General features: G+C 64.1%; 21 protein-coding genes. 14 read left to right on the forward strand and 7 right to left on the reverse strand.

The window, feature by feature from the left end; genetic code table 11:
• The first annotated feature begins 94 nt into the window (after positions 1-94).
• From AC04SI_RS01055 to AC04SI_RS01080, 6 genes are all read left to right on the forward strand, one after another.
• A complete protein-coding gene (locus tag AC04SI_RS01055; protein ID WP_404274967.1) occupies positions 95-826 on the forward strand; it encodes a FadR/GntR family transcriptional regulator in 732 nt (243 codons plus the stop codon).
• Entirely contained in the window at positions 823-2,025 is a 1,203-nt protein-coding gene (locus tag AC04SI_RS01060) for a PLP-dependent transferase (protein ID WP_404274968.1), read from the forward strand. The genes AC04SI_RS01055 and AC04SI_RS01060 overlap by 4 nt, the downstream gene beginning before the upstream one ends.
• Positions 2,026-2,054: 29 nt before the next feature.
• A complete protein-coding gene (locus tag AC04SI_RS01065) occupies positions 2,055-3,332 on the forward strand; it encodes an ABC transporter substrate-binding protein (RefSeq protein WP_404274970.1) in 1,278 nt (425 codons plus the stop codon).
• 178 nt (positions 3,333-3,510) lie between these two features.
• Positions 3,511-4,434, forward strand: a complete 924-nt coding sequence (locus tag AC04SI_RS01070; protein WP_404274971.1) for a carbohydrate ABC transporter permease — start codon at positions 3,511-3,513, stop codon at positions 4,432-4,434.
• Positions 4,434-5,282 (forward strand): carbohydrate ABC transporter permease, encoded by an 849-nt coding sequence (locus AC04SI_RS01075; protein WP_404274973.1) that lies wholly within the window; start codon positions 4,434-4,436, stop codon positions 5,280-5,282. The genes AC04SI_RS01070 and AC04SI_RS01075 overlap by 1 nt, the downstream gene beginning before the upstream one ends.
• 3 nt (positions 5,283-5,285) lie before the next feature.
• A complete protein-coding gene (locus tag AC04SI_RS01080; protein ID WP_404274975.1) occupies positions 5,286-6,353 on the forward strand; it encodes an ABC transporter ATP-binding protein in 1,068 nt (355 codons plus the stop codon).
• A 1-nt stretch (position 6,354) separates the two neighbouring features.
• Here the strand turns inward: AC04SI_RS01080 and AC04SI_RS01085 are convergent, their stop codons facing one another.
• Together AC04SI_RS01085 and AC04SI_RS01090 are read right to left on the reverse strand one after the other, a co-directional pair.
• The gene (locus AC04SI_RS01085) at positions 6,355-7,206 is read right to left on the reverse strand and encodes a TIGR01459 family HAD-type hydrolase (protein WP_404274976.1); all 852 of its coding nucleotides are present in this window, start codon (positions 7,204-7,206) and stop codon (positions 6,355-6,357) included.
• Positions 7,203-8,477 (reverse strand): FGGY-family carbohydrate kinase, encoded by a 1,275-nt coding sequence (locus AC04SI_RS01090; RefSeq protein WP_488473806.1) that lies wholly within the window; start codon positions 8,475-8,477, stop codon positions 7,203-7,205. Before AC04SI_RS01090 ends, AC04SI_RS01085 begins: the two co-directional genes overlap by 4 nt.
• A gap of 218 nt (positions 8,478-8,695) precedes the next feature.
• On the opposite strand from AC04SI_RS01090, the gene AC04SI_RS01095 reads away from it, so the two are divergent.
• The 5 genes from AC04SI_RS01095 to AC04SI_RS01115 all read left to right on the forward strand — a co-directional run bounded on the left by AC04SI_RS01095 (position 8,696) and on the right by AC04SI_RS01115 (position 13,615).
• Positions 8,696-9,472 (forward strand): DeoR/GlpR family DNA-binding transcription regulator, encoded by a 777-nt coding sequence (locus AC04SI_RS01095; protein ID WP_404274979.1) that lies wholly within the window; start codon positions 8,696-8,698, stop codon positions 9,470-9,472.
• Complete coding sequence (locus tag AC04SI_RS01100; RefSeq protein WP_404274981.1) at positions 9,469-10,809, forward strand: FGGY-family carbohydrate kinase; 1,341 nt, start codon at positions 9,469-9,471, stop codon at positions 10,807-10,809. The genes AC04SI_RS01095 and AC04SI_RS01100 overlap by 4 nt, the downstream gene beginning before the upstream one ends.
• 81 nt (positions 10,810-10,890) lie before the next feature.
• Entirely contained in the window at positions 10,891-11,376 is a 486-nt protein-coding gene (locus tag AC04SI_RS01105) for a hypothetical protein (protein ID WP_404274983.1), read from the forward strand.
• A 202-nt stretch (positions 11,377-11,578) separates the two neighbouring features.
• On the forward strand, positions 11,579-13,018 hold the full coding sequence (locus AC04SI_RS01110) for an aldehyde dehydrogenase family protein (RefSeq protein ID WP_404274985.1): 1,440 nt from the start codon (positions 11,579-11,581) through the stop codon (positions 13,016-13,018).
• 15 nt (positions 13,019-13,033) lie between these two features.
• Entirely contained in the window at positions 13,034-13,615 is a 582-nt protein-coding gene (locus tag AC04SI_RS01115) for a DUF1349 domain-containing protein (protein ID WP_404274987.1), read from the forward strand.
• A gap of 88 nt (positions 13,616-13,703) precedes the next feature.
• Here the strand turns inward: AC04SI_RS01115 and AC04SI_RS01120 are convergent, their stop codons facing one another.
• From AC04SI_RS01120 to AC04SI_RS01140, 5 genes are all read right to left on the reverse strand, one after another.
• On the reverse strand, positions 13,704-15,272 hold the full coding sequence (locus AC04SI_RS01120; protein ID WP_488473807.1) for a glycosyltransferase: 1,569 nt from the start codon (positions 15,270-15,272) through the stop codon (positions 13,704-13,706).
• 39 nt (positions 15,273-15,311) lie between these two features.
• Entirely contained in the window at positions 15,312-16,457 is a 1,146-nt protein-coding gene (locus AC04SI_RS01125) for a glycosyltransferase (protein WP_404274990.1), read from the reverse strand.
• 282 nt (positions 16,458-16,739) lie between these two features.
• Entirely contained in the window at positions 16,740-17,492 is a 753-nt protein-coding gene (locus tag AC04SI_RS01130; RefSeq protein ID WP_404274992.1) for an SDR family NAD(P)-dependent oxidoreductase, read from the reverse strand.
• 107 nt (positions 17,493-17,599) lie between these two features.
• A complete protein-coding gene (locus tag AC04SI_RS01135; RefSeq protein WP_404274994.1) occupies positions 17,600-18,529 on the reverse strand; it encodes a TIR domain-containing protein in 930 nt (309 codons plus the stop codon).
• A 121-nt stretch (positions 18,530-18,650) separates the two neighbouring features.
• Entirely contained in the window at positions 18,651-19,433 is a 783-nt protein-coding gene (locus AC04SI_RS01140; protein WP_404274996.1) for a helix-turn-helix transcriptional regulator, read from the reverse strand.
• A 112-nt stretch (positions 19,434-19,545) separates the two neighbouring features.
• On the opposite strand from AC04SI_RS01140, the gene AC04SI_RS01145 reads away from it, so the two are divergent.
• From AC04SI_RS01145 to AC04SI_RS01155, 3 genes are read left to right on the forward strand one after another with little or no spacing between them, the layout of a single operon-like run.
• Positions 19,546-21,705: a hydantoinase/oxoprolinase family protein gene (locus AC04SI_RS01145; protein WP_404274997.1), complete on the forward strand. Its 2,160-nt coding sequence runs from the start codon at positions 19,546-19,548 to the stop codon at positions 21,703-21,705.
• A gap of 13 nt (positions 21,706-21,718) precedes the next feature.
• Positions 21,719-23,923, forward strand: a complete 2,205-nt coding sequence (locus tag AC04SI_RS01150; protein ID WP_404274998.1) for a hydantoinase B/oxoprolinase family protein — start codon at positions 21,719-21,721, stop codon at positions 23,921-23,923.
• On the forward strand, positions 23,920-24,411 hold the full coding sequence (locus AC04SI_RS01155) for an acetone carboxylase subunit gamma (RefSeq protein ID WP_488473808.1): 492 nt from the start codon (positions 23,920-23,922) through the stop codon (positions 24,409-24,411). Before AC04SI_RS01150 ends, AC04SI_RS01155 begins: the two co-directional genes overlap by 4 nt.
• Positions 24,412-24,420 lie beyond the last annotated feature (9 nt).

Below are 24,420 nucleotides of genomic sequence, written 5' to 3' on the forward strand. Positions count from 1 at the left end.
CGCTATTCGGCCCTGCTTCATTTCGGCGGTTGACTCGCCCGTCGGTCTGTGCAGAAATTGGTTGGACCATTGAACCACTTTAGGCTCAGCCTGCGTGACCGATTTCCTTCCGCCGATCCAGACGACGGCCCGCGACGATGCGGTGCTGAAGGCTTTGGCCGGCTTCGTCATGCAGGAAAAGCTGGAGCCCGGTGAGAAGCTGCCGACCGAGCGCATCCTCGCCGAGCGCCTCAAGGTCAGCCGCAACACGGTGCGCGAGGCGCTGACGCGCTGGGAGGGGCTGGGCCTGGTCGAGCGACGCCAGGGCAGCGGCACCTATCTCAAGGCGGCCGTGTCGCTCGACATGCTGCACATGCCGCTGACACTGGCCGGCGGCAATGATTTCACCGGCCTGATGCGCACGCTGGAAATCCGCCGCGCGCTCGAGGCCGAAGCCGCCGCCCTTTGCGCAGTTCGGGCGGGCAAGGCCGACCTCGCCGAGATCGAGCGCAAGCTCGACATCATGGAAGAGGCCTTCCAGACCCGCGCTGGCATGTCGTCGGAGGAAGACTGGGAGTTCCACCAGGCGGTCTACCGCGCGTCCGGCAATCCGCTGTTCGAGCAGATCATCAGCGCCATGCACGAGCTGTTCCACCGCTTCTGGGAACATCCGCTCGGCGTGCGCGATTTCGGCCATGCCAGCTTTCCCTACCACCGCGCCATCTTCAATTGCATCGCCGCCCACGACCCGGAGGGAGCTCGAGCCGAAGCGCTGAAGCTCATCGCCACCGTCGAGAACGACCTGAAGCGCGGCGCCGCCAATCTCAAACTTTCGGATCGAAAATGAACGAGCACCCCACCGGCTTCGACCCAGGCACTTTTGGCAGCGACTACCTCGCCGAGGCGGCGACGCTCCTCGCCCATGACGATCCGTTCCCCGGCGGTGCGGTGGTGCCGCCGATCTATCAGACCTCGCTGTTCACCTTCGCCAATTATGCCGAGATGGCCGATACTTTTGCCGGCCGCCGCCGCCAGCCGATCTATTCGCGCGGCGACAACCCGACGGTGATGGAGTTCGAGGCGCGCGTCGCAGCGCTCGAAGGCGCCGAAGCCGCACGCGGCTTTTCCAGCGGCATGGCGGCGATCAGCGCCACCGTGCTTGCCTTCGTCGGCGCCGGCGAGCGCATCGTCGCCGTGCGCAACTGCTATGGTGACGCCTACCGGCTGTTCGAGCGGCTGTTCCCGCGCCTCAACATCAAGGTCGACTATGTCGACGGCTCCGACCCCGACGCGGTCGCGGCGGCACTGCCCGGCGCCAAGCTGCTCTACCTGGAAAGCCCGACCTCGATGATGTTCGAGCTGCAGGATATCGCGCATCTGACGCGGCTGGCCAAGGAACAGGGCATCGTCACCAGCATCGACAATTCCTGGGCGACGCCGGTGTTCCAGAAGCCGATCTCGCACGGCGTCGACCTCGTCCTTCACTCGGCCTCGAAATATCTCGGCGGCCACAGCGACACCGTCGCGGGCGTGGTGGCGGGTTCGGCGCCCCATATCGGCCGCATCAACGAGCAGACCTATTCCTCGCTCGGCGGCAAGCTGTCGCCGTTCGAGGCATGGCTCTTGCTGCGCGGCCTGCGCACGCTGCCGCTGCGGTTGCCGCATCACATGAAGAGCGGGCTCATCCTCGCGGAACGGCTGAAGGCGCACGGCCAGGTCGAGCGCGTCAACCACCCGGCCTATTCCAACCATCCGGGCAAGGCGACGCTGGCCGGCTATGCCGGGTTGTTTTCCTTCGAGGTGACGGAGGATGTCGACATTCCGGCCTTCGTCGACGCGCTTAAATTCTTCCGCATCGGCGTCAGCTGGGGCGGTCACGAGAGCCTGGTCGTCCCGGCAAAGGCCACGCTCGAGCAGACGCCGGGCCTGAATTCGATGGCGCGCTTCGGCGTCAGCCCCCGAACCATCCGCTTCAACGTCGGATTGGAAAGTGTCGAGGATCTCTGGGCCGACATCGCCCAAGCCTTCGACAAAGCAAAAAAATAACGAGGCAGTTCAAAATGGGAGTACCGAACATGAAAAAACTGACATTCATGCTTGCCGCCGTCGCCGGACTGGCGATCTCCGCCGGCAGCGCAATGGCCGAATCGACGCTCAAGATGGTCGAGGTCATCACCAGCCCGCCGCGCACCGAATTTTTGAAGAAGCAGATCGCCGAGTTCGAAGCCGCCAATCCGGGCGTCAAGGTCGAGCTCGTCTCGCTGCCCTGGGGCCAGGCGTTCGAGAAGTTCCTCACCATGGTGCAGGCCGGCGACACGCCCGACATCGTCGAGATGCCGGAGCGCTGGATAGGCCTCTATGCCACCAACGGCCAGCTCGAGGACCTTGGCCCCTATATGGCCAAGTGGGACGACGCCAAGACGCTTGGCGACCGCGCCAAGCAGTTCGGCTCGACGGTCAATAACACCCAGTTCATGATCCCCTACGGCTACTATGTGAACGCGCTGTTCTGGAACAAGAAGCTGTTCAAGGAGGCCGGTCTCGACGGCCCGCCGGCGACGCTCGATGAATTCGTCGAGGATTCCAAGAAGATCTCGGCCATTCCCGGAAAATATGGCTACTGCCTGCGTGGCGGCCCCGGCGCCTTCAACGGCATGCACATGTTCATGAACATTGCCGCCGGCAAGGGCGGCTACTTCAACGAGGATGGCACCTCGACCATCAACGATGAAGGCTCGGTCAAGGGCCTGCAGATGCTGGCCGACATGTACAAGAACGGCCTGGCGCCGAAGGATGCGGTAAGCTGGGGCTTCAATGAAACCGTCACCGGCTTCTATTCCGGCACCTGCGCCATGCTCAACCAGGATCCGGATGCGCTGCTCGGCATCGCCGACAAGATGAGCGCCGACGATTTCGCCGTGGCGCCATTGCCGGTCGGGCCGAGCGGCAAGTCCTATCCGACGCTCGGTTATGCCGGCTGGGCGATGTTCGCCAATTCCCAGCACAAGGACGATGCCTGGAAGCTGATGGCGACGCTGCTGTCGCCGAAGGACAATCTGGAATGGGCCAAGGAAGTCGGTGTCGTCCCGATCCACAACGGCGCCGATCAGGATGCCCATTTCAAGACCGAGCAGTTCAAGGGCTGGTTCACGGAGCTGAGCGACAGCTCCAAATATGAAATGGTGACGCCGCCGACGCATCTGGAGAACCTCGGCAACTTCGTCGACCAGGTGGCGATCAAGAACTTCCAGGAAGTGCTGCTCGGCCAGAAGACGGCCAAGGAGGTGGCCGACCAATGGGCCGCGTTCCTGACCAAGGAGCAGCAGGACTGGATGGCCAAGAACAAGAAGTAGGCCAGCTTCTTCCTTCTCCCCGTTCACGGGGAGAAGGTGGCACGAACTGACGGATGAGGGGCGGCGCGACGTCTGCAACGCTGGCTCGGCCCCTCATCTGCCTGCCGGCATCCTCTCCCCGTAACCGGGGAGAAGGACGCTGTCCCCGACGCTGCTCCAGGAGACGATCCAGAAGCCGATGACCTATGCCGTGTCCGCAATACGACCCACAGGCAAGCCGCGACGCAAACGGCTATCTCACGCCGCCATAGAGCCTTGGCTCTATCTTTCGCCGGCTATCGTTCTGCTGGTCGTCGTGCTTCTCGTGCCTCTGATCATCGGCATCAGCTACTCGTTCCGCAAATTCTCCGCCTTCAGGTCGGAATATGTCGGCCTCGGCCAGTACGAAACGATGCTGTCCGACCAGGTGCTGGGACAGGCGCTCGTCAACACGCTATGGTGGACGGTCGCCAGTCTGTTCTTCCAGTTCTTCCTCGGGCTTGGCCTGGCCTTACTGCTCGACAAGCCATTCTCGGGCCGCAAACTGGTGCAGGCGGTGGTGTTCCTGCCCTGGGCGGTGCCGTCCTTCCTTTCGGGCCTCACCTGGGCCTGGCTGTTCAACCCGATCATCGGGCCCTTGCCGCATTGGCTCTTTGCGCTGGGGCTGAAGGCAGAGCCGACCAACATCCTGTCCGATCCGGCTACCGCCATGTGGGGGCCGATCATCGCCAACATCTGGTTCGGCATCCCGTTCTTCGCCATCACGCTGCTGGCGGCGCTGAAGTCGATCCCGTCGGAACTGCATGAGGCCGCCGCCATCGACGGCGCCTCGCCCTGGCAGCGCTTCACCAAGGTGACGCTGCCGTTCCTGGCGCCGACCATCGTCATCACCGTCATGCTGCGCACGATCTGGATCGCCACCTTCGCCGACCTGATCTTCGTCATGACCGAGGGTGGGCCGGCCGGCTCGACCAGCACCGTGCCGGTCTACATCTATGTCAGCGCCTTCAAGTCGCTGGACAAGGGCTATGCCTCGGCGGTGGCGGTGCTGCTGCTGGTGCTGCTGATTGCCTATGCGGTGGCGCTGATCGCCATACGCCGCTTGCTGGTGAGGCACGTCTGATGATCGCCGGACGCTCCACTTCCTCGCGCATCGTCGGCGGCATCGGCCTCTACGGCGCCATCGCGGCCTACATGATCTTTGCGCTGTTCCCGATCTTCTGGACGCTGAAGATCTCGGTGACGCCGGAACGGCTGCTCTATTCCGAAGGCATCACACTGTGGCCGTCGCAGACGACGTTCCAGAATTTCGTCACCGTGCTCGAAGCCTCCGACTTCCCGCGCTATTTCATGAACAGCGTCATCGTCTCGGTGTCGACGGCGGCATTCGTCACGGTCATCGCCACGCTTGCTGGCTACGCAATGTCGCGCTTCACCTTCCGTGGCAAGGCGACGCTGGCGATCCTGCTCCTGCTCACCCAGACTTTCCCGCTGGTGATGGTCATCCCGCCGATCTACCGCGTCATGGGAGAGCTCGGCCTCACCAACAGCCTGGTCGGGCTGATCATCATCTACACCGCCTTCAACACCGCCTTCGCCACCTTCCTGATGCAGTCCTTCTTCGACGGCATCCCCAAGGACCTCGAAGAAGCGGCGATGATCGACGGCTGCACGCGGGCCCAGGCGATGCGCAAGGTGATCGTGCCGCTGACGCTGCCCGGCATGGGCGCCACGCTCGGCTTCGTCTTCACAGCCGCCTGGAGCGAGCTTCTGTTCGCCCTGATGCTGATTTCCAGTGATGACCAGAAGACGTTCGCCGTCGGCCTGCTCACCTATATCGGCAAGTTCGCAGTCGACTGGGGGCAGATGATGGCGGCATCCATCCTGGCGCTGATCCCGGTCTGCATCTTCTTCGCCTTCCTGCAACGCTATCTCGTCACCGGCCTCACCGCCGGCGCGGTCAAAGGATAATCGATGGCTTCCGTCACGCTGCAACATGTCGAGAAGGACTACGGCTCGCTGCGCATCCTGCACGGCGTCGACCTCGAAATTGCCGATGGCGAATTCGTCGTGCTGGTCGGCCCGTCCGGCTGCGGCAAGTCGACCTTGCTGCGTATGATCGCCGGGCTGGAGGAGGTCTCGGGTGGCGAGATCCGCATCGGCGAGCGGCTGGTCAACGACGTCGCTCCGAAGGACCGCGACATCGCCATGGTGTTCCAATCCTACGCGCTCTACCCGCATATGGACGTGTCGTCGAACATGGGCTTCAGCCTGCTCTTGAAGAAGGCCGAAAAGACGACGATCGACACCAGGGTGGGTGCGGCCGCCAAGCGGCTTGGCCTCGACAGTTTCCTCGGCCGCCTGCCGCGCCAGCTGTCCGGCGGCCAGCGCCAGCGCGTCGCAATGGGCCGCGCCATCGTGCGCGACCCCAAGGTGTTTCTGTTCGATGAGCCGCTCAGCAATCTCGACGCCAAACTGCGCGTCCATATGCGCGCCGAAATCAAGGCGCTGCACCAGCAGCTCAAGACCACATCGGTTTATGTCACCCACGACCAGATCGAGGCCATGACAATGGCCGACCGCATCGTCGTCATGCATGACGGCTATGTGCAGCAGGTTGGCCATCCGCTCGAGCTCTACGACCGGCCGATCAACATGTTCGTCGCCGGTTTCATCGGCTCACCCGGCATGAATTTTTTGCCGGCAAAGGTCAGCAAAAGTGGCAAGGTCGACGCCGTACTGGCTGACGGCCAGAAACTGAGACTGCCCGATGGCCTGCCGTTGAAGGATGGCGATGCGCTGACCGTCGGGCTCAGGCCGGAACACATCCAGCTCTCCGAAGATGGGCCGCTCAAGGCCGAAGTCGAAGTGGTGGAACCACTCGGCCTGTCGACACAGTTCTATGTCAAGCTCGCCAACCAGCAGGTCTGCGTGTTCGTCATGGGGCGCAGTAATGTCCGGCCAGGCGACATGGTGCGGCTTGCCGCCGATCCGACGGCGCTGCATCTCTTCGATCCGGCGAACGGGAACCGTATCGGCTAGTTTAGCGCAGGCGGAACGCATCCAGCGTGTAGTCCGGATACGCGCCCTCCCGGTCGAAAACCCCGGCCAGGTCGGCGACATCAACCAGTATGCCCGACAGCACCAGCGCGGTGGCGACGCTCACGCCGGCGCCGCCGGCAATGTCGTGCTCGACGCTGTCGCCGACGCAGACCACGCTGGCTCGGTCCGGATTGCCGGCGAGCGCCAGCGCCGCGTCGTAGATCGCGGGATAGGGCTTGCCGATGCGGGTGACACTGCCGCCGAGGCTCTCATAGAGATCGGCGAGTTCGCCGGCGCCGAAGCGCGGTCCGACCGCTGTCAGCATGATCCTGTCGGGATTGGTGCAGAAACACGGCACCTGTTTCACCGCCGCCGGGCCGAGCAGCGTGCGATAGTGGTCGAGGTCGAAACGATCGCCTTCGCTGGCCGAGATCAGCACCAGCTCGGCATTGCCGCCGCTGTCGGTCAGGGTCAAGGGCAGGCCCTCGATTGCCGAGCGGTCGCTGTCGCGGCTGATCAGCAAACATTTCGTACCCGGGCGTAACTCTTCGGATGCCGCCATGGCGTGAAAGGCGCGCCATGCCACCTCGCCGGACGAGACAAAATGATCCCAGCTTCCTGCCTCGAAGCCGAGCTTCTGCAGGCGCCGCTCGTTGGGTTCCGCCCGTTTGCCGGAATTCGAGATCAGCACCACCGTCTTGCCGGCGCGCTTCAGCGCCGACAGCGCCTCCACCGCGCCCGGATAGGGTTGCTGGCCATCATGCAGCACACCGAACTGGTCGAGCAGGAACACCTCGTAGCGCTCGGCCAGCGCTCCGATCCCGTCGAGGTGTTTTGCCTGTTTCGCGCTCACAACAACCCCGCTTCGCTTGCGCCCATCAGCGCCAGCCGCGCCGTGCCGGCGGCGGCCTCGTCGGAAAGCGCCGGCAGGAAATCGACCCCGAGCTTGCGCTGGCGGATCGCGGTCCAGGCGGCATTGGCGGCACCACCGCCGACGCTCCGGACCGAGGTTAGCCTGGGCGCGCCGAGCTCGGCGAGCCGCTGATAGCCGAGTGCCTCGATTGCCGCGATGCCTTCCAGCATCGCCTTCAGATAGTCGGCTTCGGACTGGGGTCGCGGCTCGAGGCACGGCGGTAGCGTCGGGTCGGCGATCGGGAAGCGCTCGCCGGGCGTACCAAGCGGATAATAGTCGAGGCCGGTCTCCGTCTCCGGACCGATCGCTGCGCTCAGTTCGATGATGCGCGCGAGCGAAAAATGCTGGGCCAGCACCTTGCCGCCGGAATTCGACGCACCGCCGGCCAGCCAGGCATCGCCCAGGCGGTGGCTGTAGATGCCATAGCGCGGCGCCGAGATCGGCCGGTCGGACAGGATCTTGATGGTCAGCGACGATCCTAGCGCGGTGACGCCGTCGCCGGCGACCGCCGCGCCCGTCGCCAGAAACGAAGCGCAGCCATCCGTCGTTCCGGCGACCACGGCCACGTCAGGCGACAGACCGAACAGGTCGGCGGCGCTTGGCGTGAGCCTGCCAGTCACGCTGCCTGGCGCGACGACATCGGGCAGCAGCTCCATGCGCATGCCGGTGGCCGCGATCCAGTTCGGCCAGCGGCGGGCCTCGACGTCGTAGCCGGTTTTCAGCGCATTGTTCTCGTCGCTGACGTCGAAGCGGCCGGAAAGCCGCCCGGCGATCCAGTCGGCCTGGTGCAGCATTCGAGCGACGCCGGTCTGGCGCTGGAACCACAACGCCTTGGCGAGCCCGGAGGTTGCGCCGTGCGCGGCGCTCGTCTCCGGTGCCTCGCGAGCGACCGCGGCGAGGATGGTGTCGTCTGCAACCCTGTCGTTGTACATCAGCGGCTCGGCCAGTGGCCGCCCGGCATTGTCGACCGGCAGCAACGTGCCCGACGTGCCGTCGACGGCGATCGAGCGCACCGCCGCGCGATCGATGCCCACCAGCAGTTCCGCCAGCGCTGACGCGACCGCTTCCCACCACACGGCGGGGTCGCGGCCGTTCGCGCCAAATCGCTCGAGGGCAACGGTGGACTGCGCGGTAATGGAAAAATCCGGACGCATGGCAACGGCGCGTGCACCCGAGGTGCCGATGTCGATGCCGATGGCAAGTGGCGCCATGTCATCCGTCCTCTGTTGGCTGCCGACCGCGTTGAGCTTTCTCCAGCGCCTCGGCCGGTTTCGCCCAAATCCCGTCGCCGGGACCGGAGTTGATATCGCAGATGCGAGCGATCTACGTCAACTGTGATCTATATTCGTCAAACCGGCGTTGAAATCCGATTTGTTTTGAGTAAGTTAAACCAAATTTCATGCCGAAATGGCATCCCGGGAGCAAAAAATTGAGCGACTCCGGCCGCCAGCGTCAGATTGTCGAATTGCTGAGGGATCGCCCGTTCGCCTCGGTGCGCGACTTGCAGGAACGGCTTGGTGTTTCTGCTGCGACGGTCAGGCGCGACATCGACAAGATCGATGAGGCTGGCGAGGCCCGCAAGGTCTATGGCGGCATCTCTGCGCTCGACGGCGCCTCGCAGACCGGCGTCGCCTATGCCAGGCCCTATGACGAGAACCGCGATCTCGCGGTAGAGGCCAAGCGGCGGATCGCCGCCCTCGCCGCAACCATGGTGAGCGATGGCGACGCGGTCATCGTCCATGGCGGCTCGACCTGCTTCCATCTCGGCGTCAGGCTGGCCGACCGCAATATCCGTCTCTACACCAACTCGATGCCTTTAGCGGCCTATCTCAGCGACCATGGTCATTGCAGCCTGACGATTGCCGGCGGCGACCTGCACCGCGAGCCCGGCATCATCCATTCGCTCACCCAGGCCGTGCCCTTCTATGCCTCCAAATTCTTCATCGGCGCGCAAGGCCTCTGCCAGGAAGGTGTGCTGGAATCGCATCCGCTGCTGGTGCGCTCCATCGTCGACCTCAGCCCCTGCGCCGACCAGATCGTGGTGCTGGCCGACAGCCGCAAGCTGTCGATCCATGCGCGCAACGTGGCGCTGCCGCTGTCGCGCATCGGCACGCTGGTGACCGATGACGGCCTCTCCGACGCGGATGCACGCATGCTGGAGGACGCTGGCGTGATGGTGCGGATCGCCCCGGGAGCCATCCAGTGAATGTGGCGGTGCTCGACTTCGGCAAGACCAATTCCAAGCTGTTCGTCTTCGATCAGGATGGGCGAATTCTCGACGAGCGCAGGACCAAGCCTGCCTGGGCGCGCGAGGGCGGTTTCAGCGTGCTCGATGAGGCGGCGTTGCATGACTGGGCGGTTCGTGCCGTTGCCGACGCTGTCGACCACCACCGGGTCGAGGGGCTGATGGTGTCGGGCCATGGCTGCACCTTCGCTTTGGTCGACGAGACGGCGCTGACGCATCCGATCCTCGACTACGAGCAGGAACCACCGGCCGACATCGCCGCGCAAATCGATCGCAACATCCCGGATTTCGCCGAGACCTTCTCGCCGCGCCTGCCGCTCGGCTTCAACTACGGCCGCCATATGCTGTGGCTGAAGGCGGTCGAGCCGCGCGCCTTCACGGCCGCGACATCGATCCTCGGCTATCCGCAATATTGGAGCTGGCGCTTCGGCGGCCGGGCGGTCTCGGAAGTTTCCTATCTCGGCTGCCACTCGCATCTGTGGGCGCCGCGCCAGCGCGACTTCTCCTCGCTGGTCGACGCCGAAGGCTGGCGCGGCCAGATGCCGGCCTTCGCGCGCGCCGGCGCTGTCATCGGCGAGCAGCGGTTCGGTGAAGCCGCGCGGCCGATCGCCATCCACAATGGTGTCCATGACTCGAATGCCGCGCTCCACGCCTATCGTCGGCAGCAGCTCGGACCGCTCACCGTCGTGTCGACCGGTACCTGGGTCGTCGTGCTCAATCCGGATTGCCCGCTCGAGGCGCTCGACCGCGACCGCGACATGCTGGTCAATGTCGATGTCGATGGCGGCCCGGTGCCGACAATCCGTTTCATGGGCGGGCGCGAATTCGCAACCATCAGCGGCGGCTGGCAAGGCGCGATCGCGCCATCCGCGATACAGCAGGCGATCGACGCCGGCATGATGGCGCTGCCGAGCTTCGCGCCGGGCGGGCCGATGCCCGACCGTCGCGGCGAAATCGTCGGCGGCACGCCAAATGCAGAACAGCGCGCGGCCGTGGCGCTGCTCTATGTGGCCCTGATGGTCGATTTCTGCCTCGACCTGATCCATTCGCACAACACCGTCATCGTCGATGGCGGGCTGAACACCGGCGGCCTGCTCGCCAGCCTATTGGCGCAACTGCGCCCCGGCCAGGCCTTCCTGCAGGGTGCGACGCTCGAAGGCAGCGCCACGGGAGCCGCGGCGCTCGCCTTCGAGAGCGTCGGCCGCGACTTTGCCGCAGAAGCGCCGGAGCCGGTGCGCGCCTCGCATTTCGCCGGGCTGGCCGGCTATCGGGACGATTGGCGCGGCCGCGTGACCTGAAGCCTGCGGCCAATTTTAAAACCGTGCGCTAAAATCGTCCTTGTTGATTCGCCCAGATCGGGCTCTTGAACAAGGAACGGCATGAGCAAGGCCCTCACCACATTCGCACTGGTCGCGGTGCTCACCGCTCTGCTCATGGCGCTAAGCCTTGCGGTGGCCAGACACGGCTATCCCTATGGCGCGATCGGCGTGAAGCGCCTCGACGGCATTGCCGATGCCGGTTCGTTTCTGTCTTTGGCCGCCGTCTATTTCTTCAGCGCGCTCTTGATGATGATCCTCCCCATCCGCGCCGCCAGCATTGTGCTGACCAATGCCGCCGATGCCCTGTTTTGGGCAACGATCGCGCTGTTTGCGACCATTGTCGGCTGCCTCGTCGCCCGATGGGCCTTCGGCCAGGGCGGCGTGCTGTGGGCGCTGATCAACTGGCGGTTCCTGTTTGTCGCGGCCGTCGTCGCCGCCCATCTCACCATGAACGAGCTTCGCCGCAACGTCCTGCTGAGAAGCCTGTTCTTCGTCGTCTTTGCCGCGGCGACGCTGGCCTGCCTGTTCTGGTCCTTCGCGGTCTGAGACCAGGCACATTGATTTCGTTCCGATCTCCAGGGCGACACGCGCGGGCTTTCCCCTGCGCGCGTCATGGGCTATCGAGGGTCCGATTTGAAAGGGCCTCACTCTGTCGCTATTTGTCTGATAAATGACTTGGGCGATGGATGACTGGGTGGTAGGAAGCCCGGCAGACGGCGCCACCAGCGAACCACCACAAGGAAAGACCATGACCCTGTTCCGCAAAAACCTCATCGACGGCGAGTGGCTGGGCGAGGCCGGCTCCCGCAACATCAACCCCTCGAATACGGGCGATGTGGTCGGTGAATACGCTTCCGCCGGTCCGGAGCAGGCCAAACAGGCGATTGCCGCGGCGAAAGGCGCCTTCCCCGCCTGGTCGCGTTCGGCGCCTCTGGCCCGCCATGCGGTGCTGAAGAAGGCGTCCGACGAGATCATGGCCCGCAAGGACGAGATCGGCCGCAACCTGGCGCGCGAGGAAGGCAAGACGCTGGCCGAGGGCATCGGCGAGACCATCCGCGCCGCCCAGCTTTTCGATTTCTTCGCCGGGGAAACGCTGCGCCTTTCGGGCGAGCTGGTGCCCAGCGTTCGGCCGGGCGTCGGCGTCGAGATCACGCGCGAAGCGGTCGGCGTCGTCGGCATCATCACGCCGTGGAATTTCCCGATCGCCATTCCGGCCTGGAAGATCGCGCCGGCGCTCGCCTACGGCAACACCATCGTCTTCAAGCCGGCGGAACTGGTTCCCGAGAGCGCCTGGACCATCGTCGATATCCTGCATCGCGCCGGCCTGCCAAAGGGCGTGCTCAATCTGGTCATGGGCAAGGGCTCGGTGGTCGGCCAGGCCATGCTCGACAGCCCTGACGTCAACGCAATCACCTTCACCGGCTCGGTCGGCACCGGCAAGCGTGTTGCCGCTGCAAGCGTCGAGCACATGCGCAAGTTCCAGCTCGAAATGGGCGGCAAGAACCCGCTCGTCGTGCTCGATGACGCCGACCTTTCCGTCGCCGTCGACTGCGCCATCAACGGCGCCTATTTCTCGACCGGCCAGCGCTGCACGGCGTCCTCTCGCCTGGTTGTCACCGACGGCATTCACGACCGCTTCGTCGCGGCACTCAAGGAGCGCATGGAAAAGCTCGTCGTCGGTGACGCTCTGGACGCCAGGACCCAGATCGGCCCGGTCGTCGACGCGACCCAGCTGAAGCAGGACGAGGATTACATAGCCATCGGCCGCCAGGAAGGCGCCGAGCTTGCCTTCGGCGGCGAGCGGCTCGATGCCGCAACGCCCGGCTTCTATCTGAGGCCGGCGCTGTTTACCGGCGCCACCAATGCCATGCGCATCTCGCGCGAGGAGATTTTCGGACCGGTCGCCAACGTCATCCGCGTCAAGGACTATGACGAGGCGCTTGCCGTGGCCAACGACACGCCTTTCGGCCTGACCTCGGGCATCTGCACGTCGAGCCTCAAGCACGCCACGCATTTCAAGCGCAATTCCGAGGCTGGCATGGTGATGGTCAACCTGCCGACGGCGGGCGTCGACTTCCACGTTCCCTTCGGCGGCCGCAAGGGATCGAGCTACGGCCCGCGCGAACAGGGCCGCTATGCTACGGAGTTCTACACCACGGTGAAAACCGCCTATACTTTTGCTGGCTAATCAACGGCTGAGCCAATGATATCCGTCAATGCGGACCTGACCTGGCTCAACCCGCCGCCGCATCATGAATTCGGCGACAATGCCGTGCATGTGCGCACCGGCAAGGAGACCGACTTCTGGCGCGAAACCTTCTACGGCTTCCGGCGCGACAACGGCCATTTCCTGTATCGCCCGGTAACGGGCGATTTCAGCGCCGAGGTCACGGTCAAGGGTGACTACCAGGTGCTCTACGACCAGGCCGGACTGATGGTCCGGCTCAGCGAAACGCACTGGATCAAGGCCGGCATCGAATACACCGACGGGCTGGCCTATTTCTCCGTCGTCGTCACCAACGACACGTCCGATTGGTCGCTGGTCAGCATCCCGGCCGACCCTGATGGCGTCAGGATCCGCCTGACCCGCCACGCCGAAGCCATCCGTGTCCAGTATCTGGACGCTTCAAATGGCCACTGGAAGCCGGTGCGAATTGCTTATTTCCCGCCCTCGAAGTCGGTCGATATCGGCATGATGTGCTGTTCGCCGCAGCGCGAAGGCTTTGAGGTCACCTTCGCCGACTTTTCGGTCGGCCCGCCGATCTCGCGAGAGCTGCACGACTGAGGCAAGAGCAATTCCAGGAAAAGTGCGTAGCGATTTTCCGTCCGGAACTGCGCAAAGCAAAGAGTCGGGCGGAGACGGCACCGCTGGCTCACCACGGCACATGCAGGATCTCGAGCTTGGGAAGACCGATCGGCCTAATGCCCAGATCGTTGGCAAGGGCGCCAAAGCCTTCGGTTTCGATCAGGTCCCGGTACGGAAGCTCGGGAAAACGAAGACCGCCGCGATGCAGCGCGGCATCGACCAGCAACATGGTTCCGCCGACGCCGTCGAGGCCGATCTTCTCGAGATGCCGGACGTCGCTGAGAAGGAGCCGACCCGGTGCGCCGGTGGCAGGCTGGAAAATGCCGTTGCGGATTGCGCGGTAGTAACGGTAGTCCTTCGAATGGCGGGTTGTGACGAAGCTGTTGTGGTCGAAACTGTCGCCGCCGGCGATCTTCACGCAATTGGGCACCGCGATGCGATGCCCGGCTCCGATAAGCCGGCTCACAATGCTAGGCGGGAATCGCCAGACGTCGATGTCGATCCACAGCGCCCAGTCATCGTCGGCGTCCAGCCCCTGATCGATCAAGTGATTGCGGACCTTGGCGATGTTGCCGCGCCGGCTGCGCTGCAGCCGCGGCATCGCTCGCTTGGCGCGGTCAAGGCTGGCGCTGCCGAGCTGTTTTTGCAGCAGCACGATGCCGCGATACGCCCCGGCCAGTGGCGCCACCGCCGTCTGCAGTCGTTCCCAGCTTCCATCCGAGCTGTCGCCTTCGCAGAAGACGAGCTTGATCCTGTCCTTTGGGTAGTCGAGCTGCTGCAAGGCATCGAGGAAGGGCTGGATATGGTCGGCAGCGTCGCGAAGCGGCACCAGGACGGCGATGTTTGGGCCAGTCGGTGGCGGCGCCGAAAGAGCCGCCTGGCCGACGCCGCGCTTGGCCGCCGTCTCATCCAGATGGGCGCCGCGCGTCAGCCTGTACCATGTCCAGTAGGCGAGGGTGCGAATCCTCCTCTTCAACCCCGGCGCAGGTTCGGGTGTCCACCACGTGCCGGCCCAGTGATGGATCGACAGCGTCAACCCTGCGCTGCCGTCTTTGCGCCCCGACGAGTCGATGGGCGTGAACAGGGCGGACGGATGGATCGCGAAGGCCGTCTGGTCGCCATGGCCGAGCTGCGCCGAGGTGAGCAGGCAAGGCCCTGTCGCATCGAGCGCATCCCTGGCATGGGTCAGTCCGGGCAGCATCGAAATGATCTCGAGCCAGAACGGATGCCGGGGCGGGCTGGCCATCGTTCCGTTGAACAAAAGGTAGGGCAGCCCGCGAAAGTCCGCCTGCACCAGCGTGTGCGTGTCCGGCTCCTTGCAAAGCACGATCCGGTTCTCGCCCATCACGGGATCGAAAGGTGCCACGCATTCGCAGTCGATATCGCCATAGACGCCGCCGAAATGGTAGAGCAGCAGATAGCGCCCGGCATCGGCGCGCAGCACGCCGTGCGAGTAGCTGCAAAAGGTCGGCAGGAAATCCGGATAGTGCTCGGCGACGAACTCGAGCAGCATCCGGTCGCTCCAGAACATCATCGTCCAGTCGGGATGATGCCGCTTCCAGCTCTCGACATAGGCCTGGAACCGGGCAGGGACCGCGTCGGTCTTCCATGTCTGGTGCAGGATCGGCGGGATCATCGACGGCTCATCGATCGCTGACTGGGCGCGGCCGGAGCGTCATGCATCTTCATCTGCCAGTCCGAGACCACTGTGGACGGCGTCGCGGATGGCCTGCGGCCCGAATCGCGACCAAACCGCTTCATGGGCGCGGGCGCGCTGCCGGGCCATGCGGGCGGGATCCGCGCAGAGCGCGATCGCCATCGCCGCCAACTCTTCATCCGAAGCTGCCAGCAGCACCTCTTCGTTTTCGACCAGGTCCAGCCCTTCGGCCGCCAGCGGCGTCGCGATGACGGGCACGCCCCACGCCATCGCCTCGAGGATCTTGATGCGTGTGCCGCCGCCCATGGATAGCGGAACGATGCTGAGATGCGCTGCCGACAGCAGCGGCCTGACATCGTCGGGGTCCTCGACCAGCGCCACACCGTCCAGCCTTGCCAGGGCTTGTACGGACGGCGCGGGCGAGCGGCCGGCAAGAGTGAGTCTTGCCGTCGGCAGCGCCTGCCGGATGCGGGGCAGGATGTTGCGGGCCAGCCGCTGGGCGGCATCGATGTTCGGTTCGTATCCGAGGTGGCCGACGAGCAGGATGAGCGGGAAACCGTCTGAAGGGGCAGCCAGCAGCGCGGTGGGCATGTCCTCGGCCCGTGGGATACCGTTCGCAATGATATCGACCGGCACTGTGCTCGAGACGACCGACTTGAATTTCTCGCGGTCGAGGCGCGAGCAGACCCAGATCCTGTCGACGATCGCGGCCGCCTTTCTTTCGAGGCGCCTGACGTCAGGTGCGCCGGCGCCCCGGGCGGACTGCAGCTGCCCAGCGAGGTCCGATTCGACATTGTGCATGTCGAGGATGAGCTGCCCGGCCAGCGGCCGCAAAGGCTTGAGCAGCCTGAACAGCGGAATGCCCTCGACCACGATCGTGTCGGGGCGAAATTCGCGAACCAGCGCCTCGAGCCGCGCCAGCGCCGGACGCGGAATCCGGGTCTCGGTCTTGGCCCTCCACAATCCGAGCGCCCGCGTGCGTGGTTCTCCCTCGGCAGTCAGGGCCGCGACGCGAATGTTGGCTGGGAGCGGTTGCGGCGGACCGGCCAGCGGTCTGACCGAGACAAGGCAGAGCGGACCGAGTTCGGCTGCCGCCACGGCGTTGCCGAAGTTCCTGAGATCGGCGCCCGATGTCGGCGGAAAGGCCGGATCGATGCAAACCACCAGGGTTCGACGCGCTTTTCCGGATACGGATGCCGATGCGGCTTGCGGAGCCGCCCGAGCCGGTCGTCCGAAGCGAGTGTGGGGATGATGCTGCAAGGGCTTCCAACTCCGGCCCAACGCCTTAGGCGCTGGAGCAATTCCAGGAAAAGTGTGCACGGTTTTCCGTCCGGAATCGCGCAAAGACAAGTGACGGCGCGCGTCATAATCGCCACATCGGCAAACAGGCTGCGATATAGCCACGGGAAAATGCGGGCATGCAACCCACAGCCGGCTTTGTTCGCCTCAATAGGTGGCGCGGCCGCCGGAAACGTCGAAAACGCCGCCGGTGGTGAAGGAGCATTCCTCGGAAGCGATCCAGGTGATCAGCGCCGCCACCTCCTCGACTTCGCCGAATCGCGCCATCGGGATCTTCGACAGCATGAAGTCGATATGCTGCTGGCTCATCTGGTTGAAAATCGCCGTGCGCACCGCCGCCGGGGTGACGCAATTCACCGTCACCTTGGTCTTGGCCAACTCCTTGCCCAGCGACTTGGTCAGCCCGATCACTCCTGCCTTGGAGGTGCTGTAAGCCGAGGCGTTGGGATTGCCCTCCTTGCCGGCGATCGAAGCGATGTTGACGATCCTGCCATAGTCGCGCTCGAGCATATGCGGCACCAGCGCTCTGTTGCAGTAGAAGACACCATTGAGGTTGATGTCGATGACCCGGCGCCAGTCCTCCACCGAATAGTCCCAGGCCGTCATGTTCGGACCGGTGATGGCGGCACTTGTGACCAGGATGTCGACGGCGCCAAACGCCCTGATCGTCTCTTGCGCGGCACGCCCGACCGCTTCGGCATCGGCGACGTCGACGATCGTCCCGTCTAAGCCCGGGATCGCGGCCTTGGCCTGCTCGCTCTGGGCCGGATCGCGGTCCCAGACCGAGACACGCCCGCCTTCGGCCACGATCCTTTGCGCCACCGCCAGGCCGATGCCTGAGGCGCCGCCGGTGATCACGGCCGATCGTCCGGCAAACCGTCCTGCGAAACGCATCGACATGCGGCACTCCTCCCGGTCGGCGGCGAATGTGAAGTCAACGTCCGCCAAGTTCAAGTCGGGATTGGAGCCTCCGATGGGGATCTTGGTGGACCAGGAGCTGCGCGCTGTCAGCCGTTCTTGATCGATTGCCAATGGCTCAGCTGCTCTGCGATCAACTCCACCCGCCGCTGATTGTCGCGCCCGTCCAGGATCGCCAAGTCTTCGGCCTCGGCGCGCAAATAGACGCCGGAGGTGCGCGCATTCAGTTCCGGCTGCGTATCCGCGCGCGTCGTGAAATAGCCCGACGCGCGATCGGCGGTCTCCAGCCGGATCTCGCCTGTCCCGTGCAACTGCGGCGCGTTTGCGTCCAGGGGCCGTTCTCCGTTCCAATAGTAGAAGATGCCGGAGGGTTCCTTCTTCTCCTTCAGCGCTTCGCTCCAGTATCTCGCTGACAGGCTGCCATTCTCCCGCCATGAGCGACCCGTCAGCTCGATCGCACCGTCGCGGTTTCGCGCGATGCGCAGCAGGCTCACCGCGGACGGCTCCTTCGCGGTGCGCTCCGACAGGGAAAACTGCCACCAGAGACCCTCTATGCGGGCGATGTTGCCCTCATTTTCGATTGCGCTCCGCAGCTTTTGATTGATCGCTCTCATCTCCGCCGCGGTCGCTGCCTCGCCGTACCGTACCGAGGTCAGGCCGAGCAGATCGCTGGGAAGCTTGGCGCCGTTCGCATGGAGGATAAACGTGCGGCGCATCCCGAGGACACCGCCGAAAAGCCCGGCTTCGAAAACCACATTGTCTCGGGGAGAAGCTTGAGCCGATACCGAAGCGGACGATTCCGGCTGGCTCGCGCTCGTCCAGTCGTCCTGGGCGAACACAAACGCGGCGAAGTCGACCTCGCGGGTAAGCTCGATGAGACGCCCCAGCGTGGTCGTCCCGGGGCTGAAGGAGGTCGTCCAGGGCTCGACTTGCGCGATCTCTTCAAGACCGCGTGTCAGTGCGTCGAGCAGTTTCTTCTGCTTTCCCGACGAGCCCAGGAAGATTCGCGGTTTGGCCATCCATTTTCTCCAGTTGCGTACCCGCGGCTCCTGCCGACATAAGCCTGCGAGGGCGATTTTCGCTTATTGTATTCATCTCACAGGCGGCAGCAACGGCTGAACGAAAGACGCGATCTCGCTACTACGCCTTCTCCGTCTGGTGCTGGAAGAACTGCAAAAACAGCTCCCGCTCGGTGGTGATGTCGAGCTTCTCATAGATACGGCGGCGATGGTTCTTGACCGTGCCGACGGTGATGCCGAGACGCTCGGCAATGTTGGCGGTCGGGTGGCCGGCCAGGATGAGCTGGACGAGTTCCCGCTCGCGCAGCGACAGCTCCGGCCACAGGCTCGCTGGAATACTCGGTTTCTGTTGCGGCGAGGCACCAGGACCGGTCGGCGCCGATGTGCGGGAAAAATCGGCCCGGCGTGCTCTGATGTCGAGCGCATGCAGCGCCTCGAACACTGGCAGCCGTTCCTGCAATTGGGCGATCTCGCTGTCCCTGAAAGACATGGTCGAGCGGTCGAGGAAGATGCCCAGGCACCAGTCGCCGCCATCGGCGAGCAATATGCCGACCTCGTCGCAGATTTCCGACTGCGCCAGGAAGCCGGCTATGTATTGGCCGCGCTTGGCCTTGTCGTCGGCAAACCGCCTCAAAGGCATGATGCCGAGCCGCCGCTCCTGTCGCCATGAGGCGTAGAAGGGGTCGAATACATAGTAGCTGGCGAGGTAGCGCCGGACCATCTCGTCCGAAAACCGCCGGTGCTTGACGAATTCTGGCGTCTTCGTCGCCGAATAGCGGGTGACGGTGACGAGGTCATGCGCGATGTCGGCGCCGATCAGGTCGATCAGGCAGTCGACATGCCGGTCCGTGCCGGTGGCGGCGATCGCCCTGGCAAGCGGCGCCCAGATGTTGCCCATGCGCATGCCCTCTTCTCGGCGATGTCCGCCCGGCCGTCATTGTGTCTTTTGGCATATGGCGCAAGGCCGCCCCTCGAATCTAGCTTGCGTCACCTCAAGCAGATCCTGGAAGGCGACCGTGACCCAGCCAAATCCCGCCGGCCCCATCGTCGGCAATCCAATCGTGATCGGTATCGACGCCGGCGGCACCATGACCGATACGATCCTTGTCGATCAGGACGGCCACTTCAAGATCGGCAAGTCGGCGACGACGCCGAAGAACGAAGCCGAGGGTTTCCTGGCGTCGGCGGAAGACGCCGCCGATGCCTGGGGCATCTCGCTGGAAGCGTTGTTCTCCGGCGTCAACGTCGTGCTCTATTCCGGCACCGGCATGCTCAATACGCTTTTGTCGCGCACCGGCCGCCGACTCGGCCTGATCACCACCAAGGGCCTGGAGGACATGATCCTCATGGGTCGCGGCCTGCAGGCCTGGGCCGACTATTCCTATGCAGACCGGCTGCATGCGGTGACCCATCATCATCCCGATCCGCTGGTGCCGCGCCGCCGCACGCACGGTGTCACCGAGCGCATCGACCAGTTCGGTGACATCGTGCTGCCGCTCTACGCGCATGAGGTTTCCGCCGCCGCGAAAAAGCTGATCGCCGACAAGGTCGAAGCGATCTGCATCATGACCATCTTCTCGCACGTCAATCCGGCGCACGAGAAGCGCATCGCCGAGATCTGCCGCGACGAGATCACCGCCGCCGGCGCCGACATCCTCGTCTACACCAGCCACGAGGTGCGTCCGGTCATCCGCGAGCAGTCGCGCTTGAACTCGGTGCTGATCGAGGCCTACGCCACTTCGCGCGGCCGCAAGCAGCTCAAGGGCATCGAGGATGTCTCGAAAAAGTACGGCTTCAAATATGGCGTGCAGACGCTGCTTTCTTTCGGCGGGCTGACCTCGATCAACCATCCGCGCTTGCACGAAACGATGATCTCCGGCCCGATCGGCGGCATCCTGGGTGCGGCCTATGTCGGCAAGCTGATCGGCAACGATTCGCTGATCTGCTCGGACATGGGCGGCACCTCCTTCGACATGGGCGTTATCACCCGCGGCCAGACGCGGATCGAGAACGAGCCGTTGATGGACCGCTTCAAGCTCAACGTGCCGACGCTGCATCTCGATACGATCGGCGCCGGCGCCGGCATGATCCTGAAGGTCGACCCGTTGACCAAGAAAGTTTCGCTCGGACCGGAAAGCGCCGGCTCCGATCCCGGACCGATCTGCTTCGACCGTGGCGGCACCGAACCGACCATCGCCGATTGCGACGCTATCCTTGGCCGGCTGAACCCGCATTATTTCCTCGGCGGCAAGGTCGTGCTGCAGGTCGACAAGGCTCGGCAAGCCTTCGAGGAGAAATGCGCCCGCGTGCTCGGCGTCGGCGTCGAGGAGGCGGCCGAGGGCATGATCGACATGCTGGAGGCCGACGCCAACAACGCGCTGCGGCGCGTCATCTCCGGCCAGGGCATCCACCCGTCGGAGTTCACGCTGCTGTCGTATGGCGGTTCGGGCCCATTGCACCTTGCCGGCTGTTCGCGCGGCATCGGCTTCAAGGACATTATCACCTTCCAGTTCGCCGCCGCCTTCTCCGCTTTCGGCTGCACCACCGCCGATTTCATGCGCCGCCATTCGGTGTCGACGCAGCATGACATCCCCTCGCGCGCCGACGAAGCGACGCTTGCGGGCTTTGGCGCCAAGGTCACCACGGTCTGGAACGATCTGACCAAGGCGGCAGTCGACGAGATGATCGCCGACGGCCATGCGCGCGAGAAGATCAAAACCGTGCCGTTCCTGATGATGCGCTACACTGGCCAGCTCGAAGACGTCGAAGTCATGGCACCGCTTGCCGAGGTCAATTCGGCCGACGATATGCGCAAGGTTCTCGACGAGTTCGAGGCGGTCTACGCCAAGGTCAACCATCGCGTTTCGCGCTATGGCGAGGCGGGCTTCACCATCACTGAACTCGGGCTCATCGCTACCGCCGACAAGGTCAAGCCGGTGCTGCTGAAGCGGCCGCTCGGCGCCTCCAATCCCGCCTCCGCCCATAAGGGTGTGCGCGAGGCCTATATCGCCGGGCGCTGGCACAAGGCCAATCTCTACGAGATGGACCTGCTTCAGCCCGGCCATGAAGTGATCGGCCCGGCCATTATCGAACATCCTGCCACCACGCTCGTCGTTCATCTGCAAGACCGTGTCTTCGTCGATGAATGGACGCTGCTTCACTATTCCCATGCTTGAGAGGGCGACCGCCATGTTGGACAAACCTGCCTCGGCCCTGCGGCTTCGCGAAAGGCTGCTCGATTCCGAGCGGCTGATGGAAGAGACCGGCTGCTATGACGGCATCACCGAGCTGTCGCTGCGCAACCAGGACCCGCTGAAATTCGAGACGCTGCACACCAAGCTGCGCGCCTATTGCGTCTCGGCGCGTGAAATGGCCCGCCGCATTTCGGCTTCGCCCGGCGTGCGCGAGGTCGGCGAGATGGTGGTGGCGATCTATACCCCCGAGGGCGACGCCATCGCGCTGTCCAACGGCATCATGGTGCACGTCCACACGATGAGCCGCTTCATCAAATGGATGATCAAAAACGGCTACGAGGACAATCCGCGCATCCGCGAAGGCGACATCTTCGCCAACAACGATGCATTCATCGGCACCGTGCAGGTGCCTGACGTGATGGACGTGGTGCCGATCTTCCATGAAGGCACGTTGGTCGGCTGGGCCGGTGCTGTCTGCCACGAGCTGGAGGCCGGTGGCATTACGCCCGGCGGCGACGTCTGCCTGGCGCAGGAGCGCTTCACCGAAGGCCTGTTTGTCTGCGCCGAGAAGATCGGTGAGAACGACGAGATCCGCCGCGACTATGTCATCCGCTGCGAGCGCAATCTGCGCATGCCGATCTACTGGGTGCTGGACGAGAAGGCCAAAGTCGCCTCGTGCATCGACATGCGCGAAAGCGTCAAGCAGCTGATTTCGGAAATTGGCCTCGACTACTGGATGAAGGTGTCGAAGGAGTTCATCGAGGAGGGCCGTCGCGCCCAGCTCGCCCGCACGCGCCAGCTCACCGTGCCCGGCATCTATCGCGGCCACACCTTCTATGGCCACGTCAACGCCGGCAAGCCCGGCTTCCAGCCGCTCGGCGATCCCGACTGGCTCTACAACATCCCGATCGAGATGGAGATCGGCACCGACGGCAAGATCACCATGGACTTCGAGGGCACCCAGCCCTGGGGCTACCATTCGATGAACTGCACGCCGGCCGGCATGGATGGCGGCATGTTCGTGACGCTGACCCAGCACATGAATTTCGAAGGCCTGGTCAATGACGGTGCCTGGATGGCGACCGAGCTGAAATTGCCGCATGGCACCTGGACCAATCCCGACAACGAGATGGTGGCGACGGCGACATCATGGGCGCTGCTGCTGCCGGCCTACGGCGTGTTCCAGCGGCTGCTGTCGCGCAGCTTCGTGGCGCGCGGCTATGTCGAGGAGGCCTTTGTCGGCCAGGTCAACAGCCCGATGATCGAAATGGGTGGCGAGAGCCAGTACGGCACGCCGTTCGGCATGGCACATTTCGAATGCGCCGCCGCCGGCTCCGGCGCGCTGGCCATCAAGGACGGGCTCGACACCGCCTATGTCGGCTGGAACCCGGAATCCGACATGGGCAACATCGAGGTCTGGGAACAGTCGATGCCGATGGTCTATATCGGCCGCTCGATCGTTCCCAACTCGGGCGGCGCCGGCAAATATCGCGGCGGCTGCTCGTTCATCTCGACCTGGCTGATCAACAAGACCTCGCATCTCAGGTTGCACACGTCGGAGCACTCCTCGCGCGTGTTCGACAATGGCGGCATGTGCGGCGGCTATCCTGCGCCGACCTGCCAGAAGCATCGCGCCGTGCGCAACTCCAACATTCACGAACTGGCAGCCAAAGGCGAACCGCTGGCGCATGCGCCGGGCACCGATCCGCACGTCTCGGATTACGAGAGGAACATCGGCGGCGACCATGTCGTGATCGAAGGCCCTTACATCACCGCCCCGCACAAGGAAGGCGATATCTTCAGCCATTCCTACAATGGCGGCGGCGGTTATGGCGACGTGCTGGAGCGCGACCCGATCAAGACGGCATGGGATGTCGAAAACGGCTTTCTCACCCGCGAGGCGGCGGACCAGGTTTTCGGCATCGTGCTCAAGGACGATGCCGAGGGCTATCCGGTCGTCGATGTCGACGCGACCGCCAAACGCCGCGCCGCCATGCGTAAGGAGCGCCTGGCCAAAGCGATCCCGGTATCGGACTGGATCGCCGCCGAGCGCGGCCGCGTCGAGAAGGCCGACTTCGCCCCGGAGGTGAGGAAAATGTATGCCAGCGCAATCAAACTGTCGCCGCGCTTCACCAAAGATTTCAGTGATTTCTGGAACGTCGACGCCAGATCGATCTTCACGGCGGGAGCAAAGCCATGACCTCATACAGCAAGGAAATCATCCGCGATCTGGCTAGCGGTCAGCTGCCCTGGCCGCAGACACGGCGCATCATGAGCGCCTACAAGGACGATGACCGCTTCTTCAAGATCGTCGCCGTCCATCAGGATCGCGTCGCCTGGAAGGATCCGATCCTGTTGCCGGTTAGCGATCATCTCTTCATCTGCCAGAGCGGCGAAGAGCGGATAACGCGATGCGAATGCGGCCATTCCTTCGGCGACTACCGCAAGAACTGGAAGCTCAAGGCTGCGATCATCGTGCGCGATACCGAAGAGACGGTGCGTGAGATCTATCCCAACAGCGATCTTCCCGATCCCGCGTGGATGGAGATCCGCGAGTTCATCTGCCCGCAGTGCGGCACGCTGCACGAGGTCGAGGCCGCCGCACCCGGCTATCCGATCGTGCATGATTTCGAGCCTGACCTGGAAGGCTTCTACCGCGATTGGCTTGGCAAGCCGCTACAGCCTTGACCGGGCCGG

Source organism: Mesorhizobium sp. CNPSo 4689 (genome assembly GCF_057784325.1).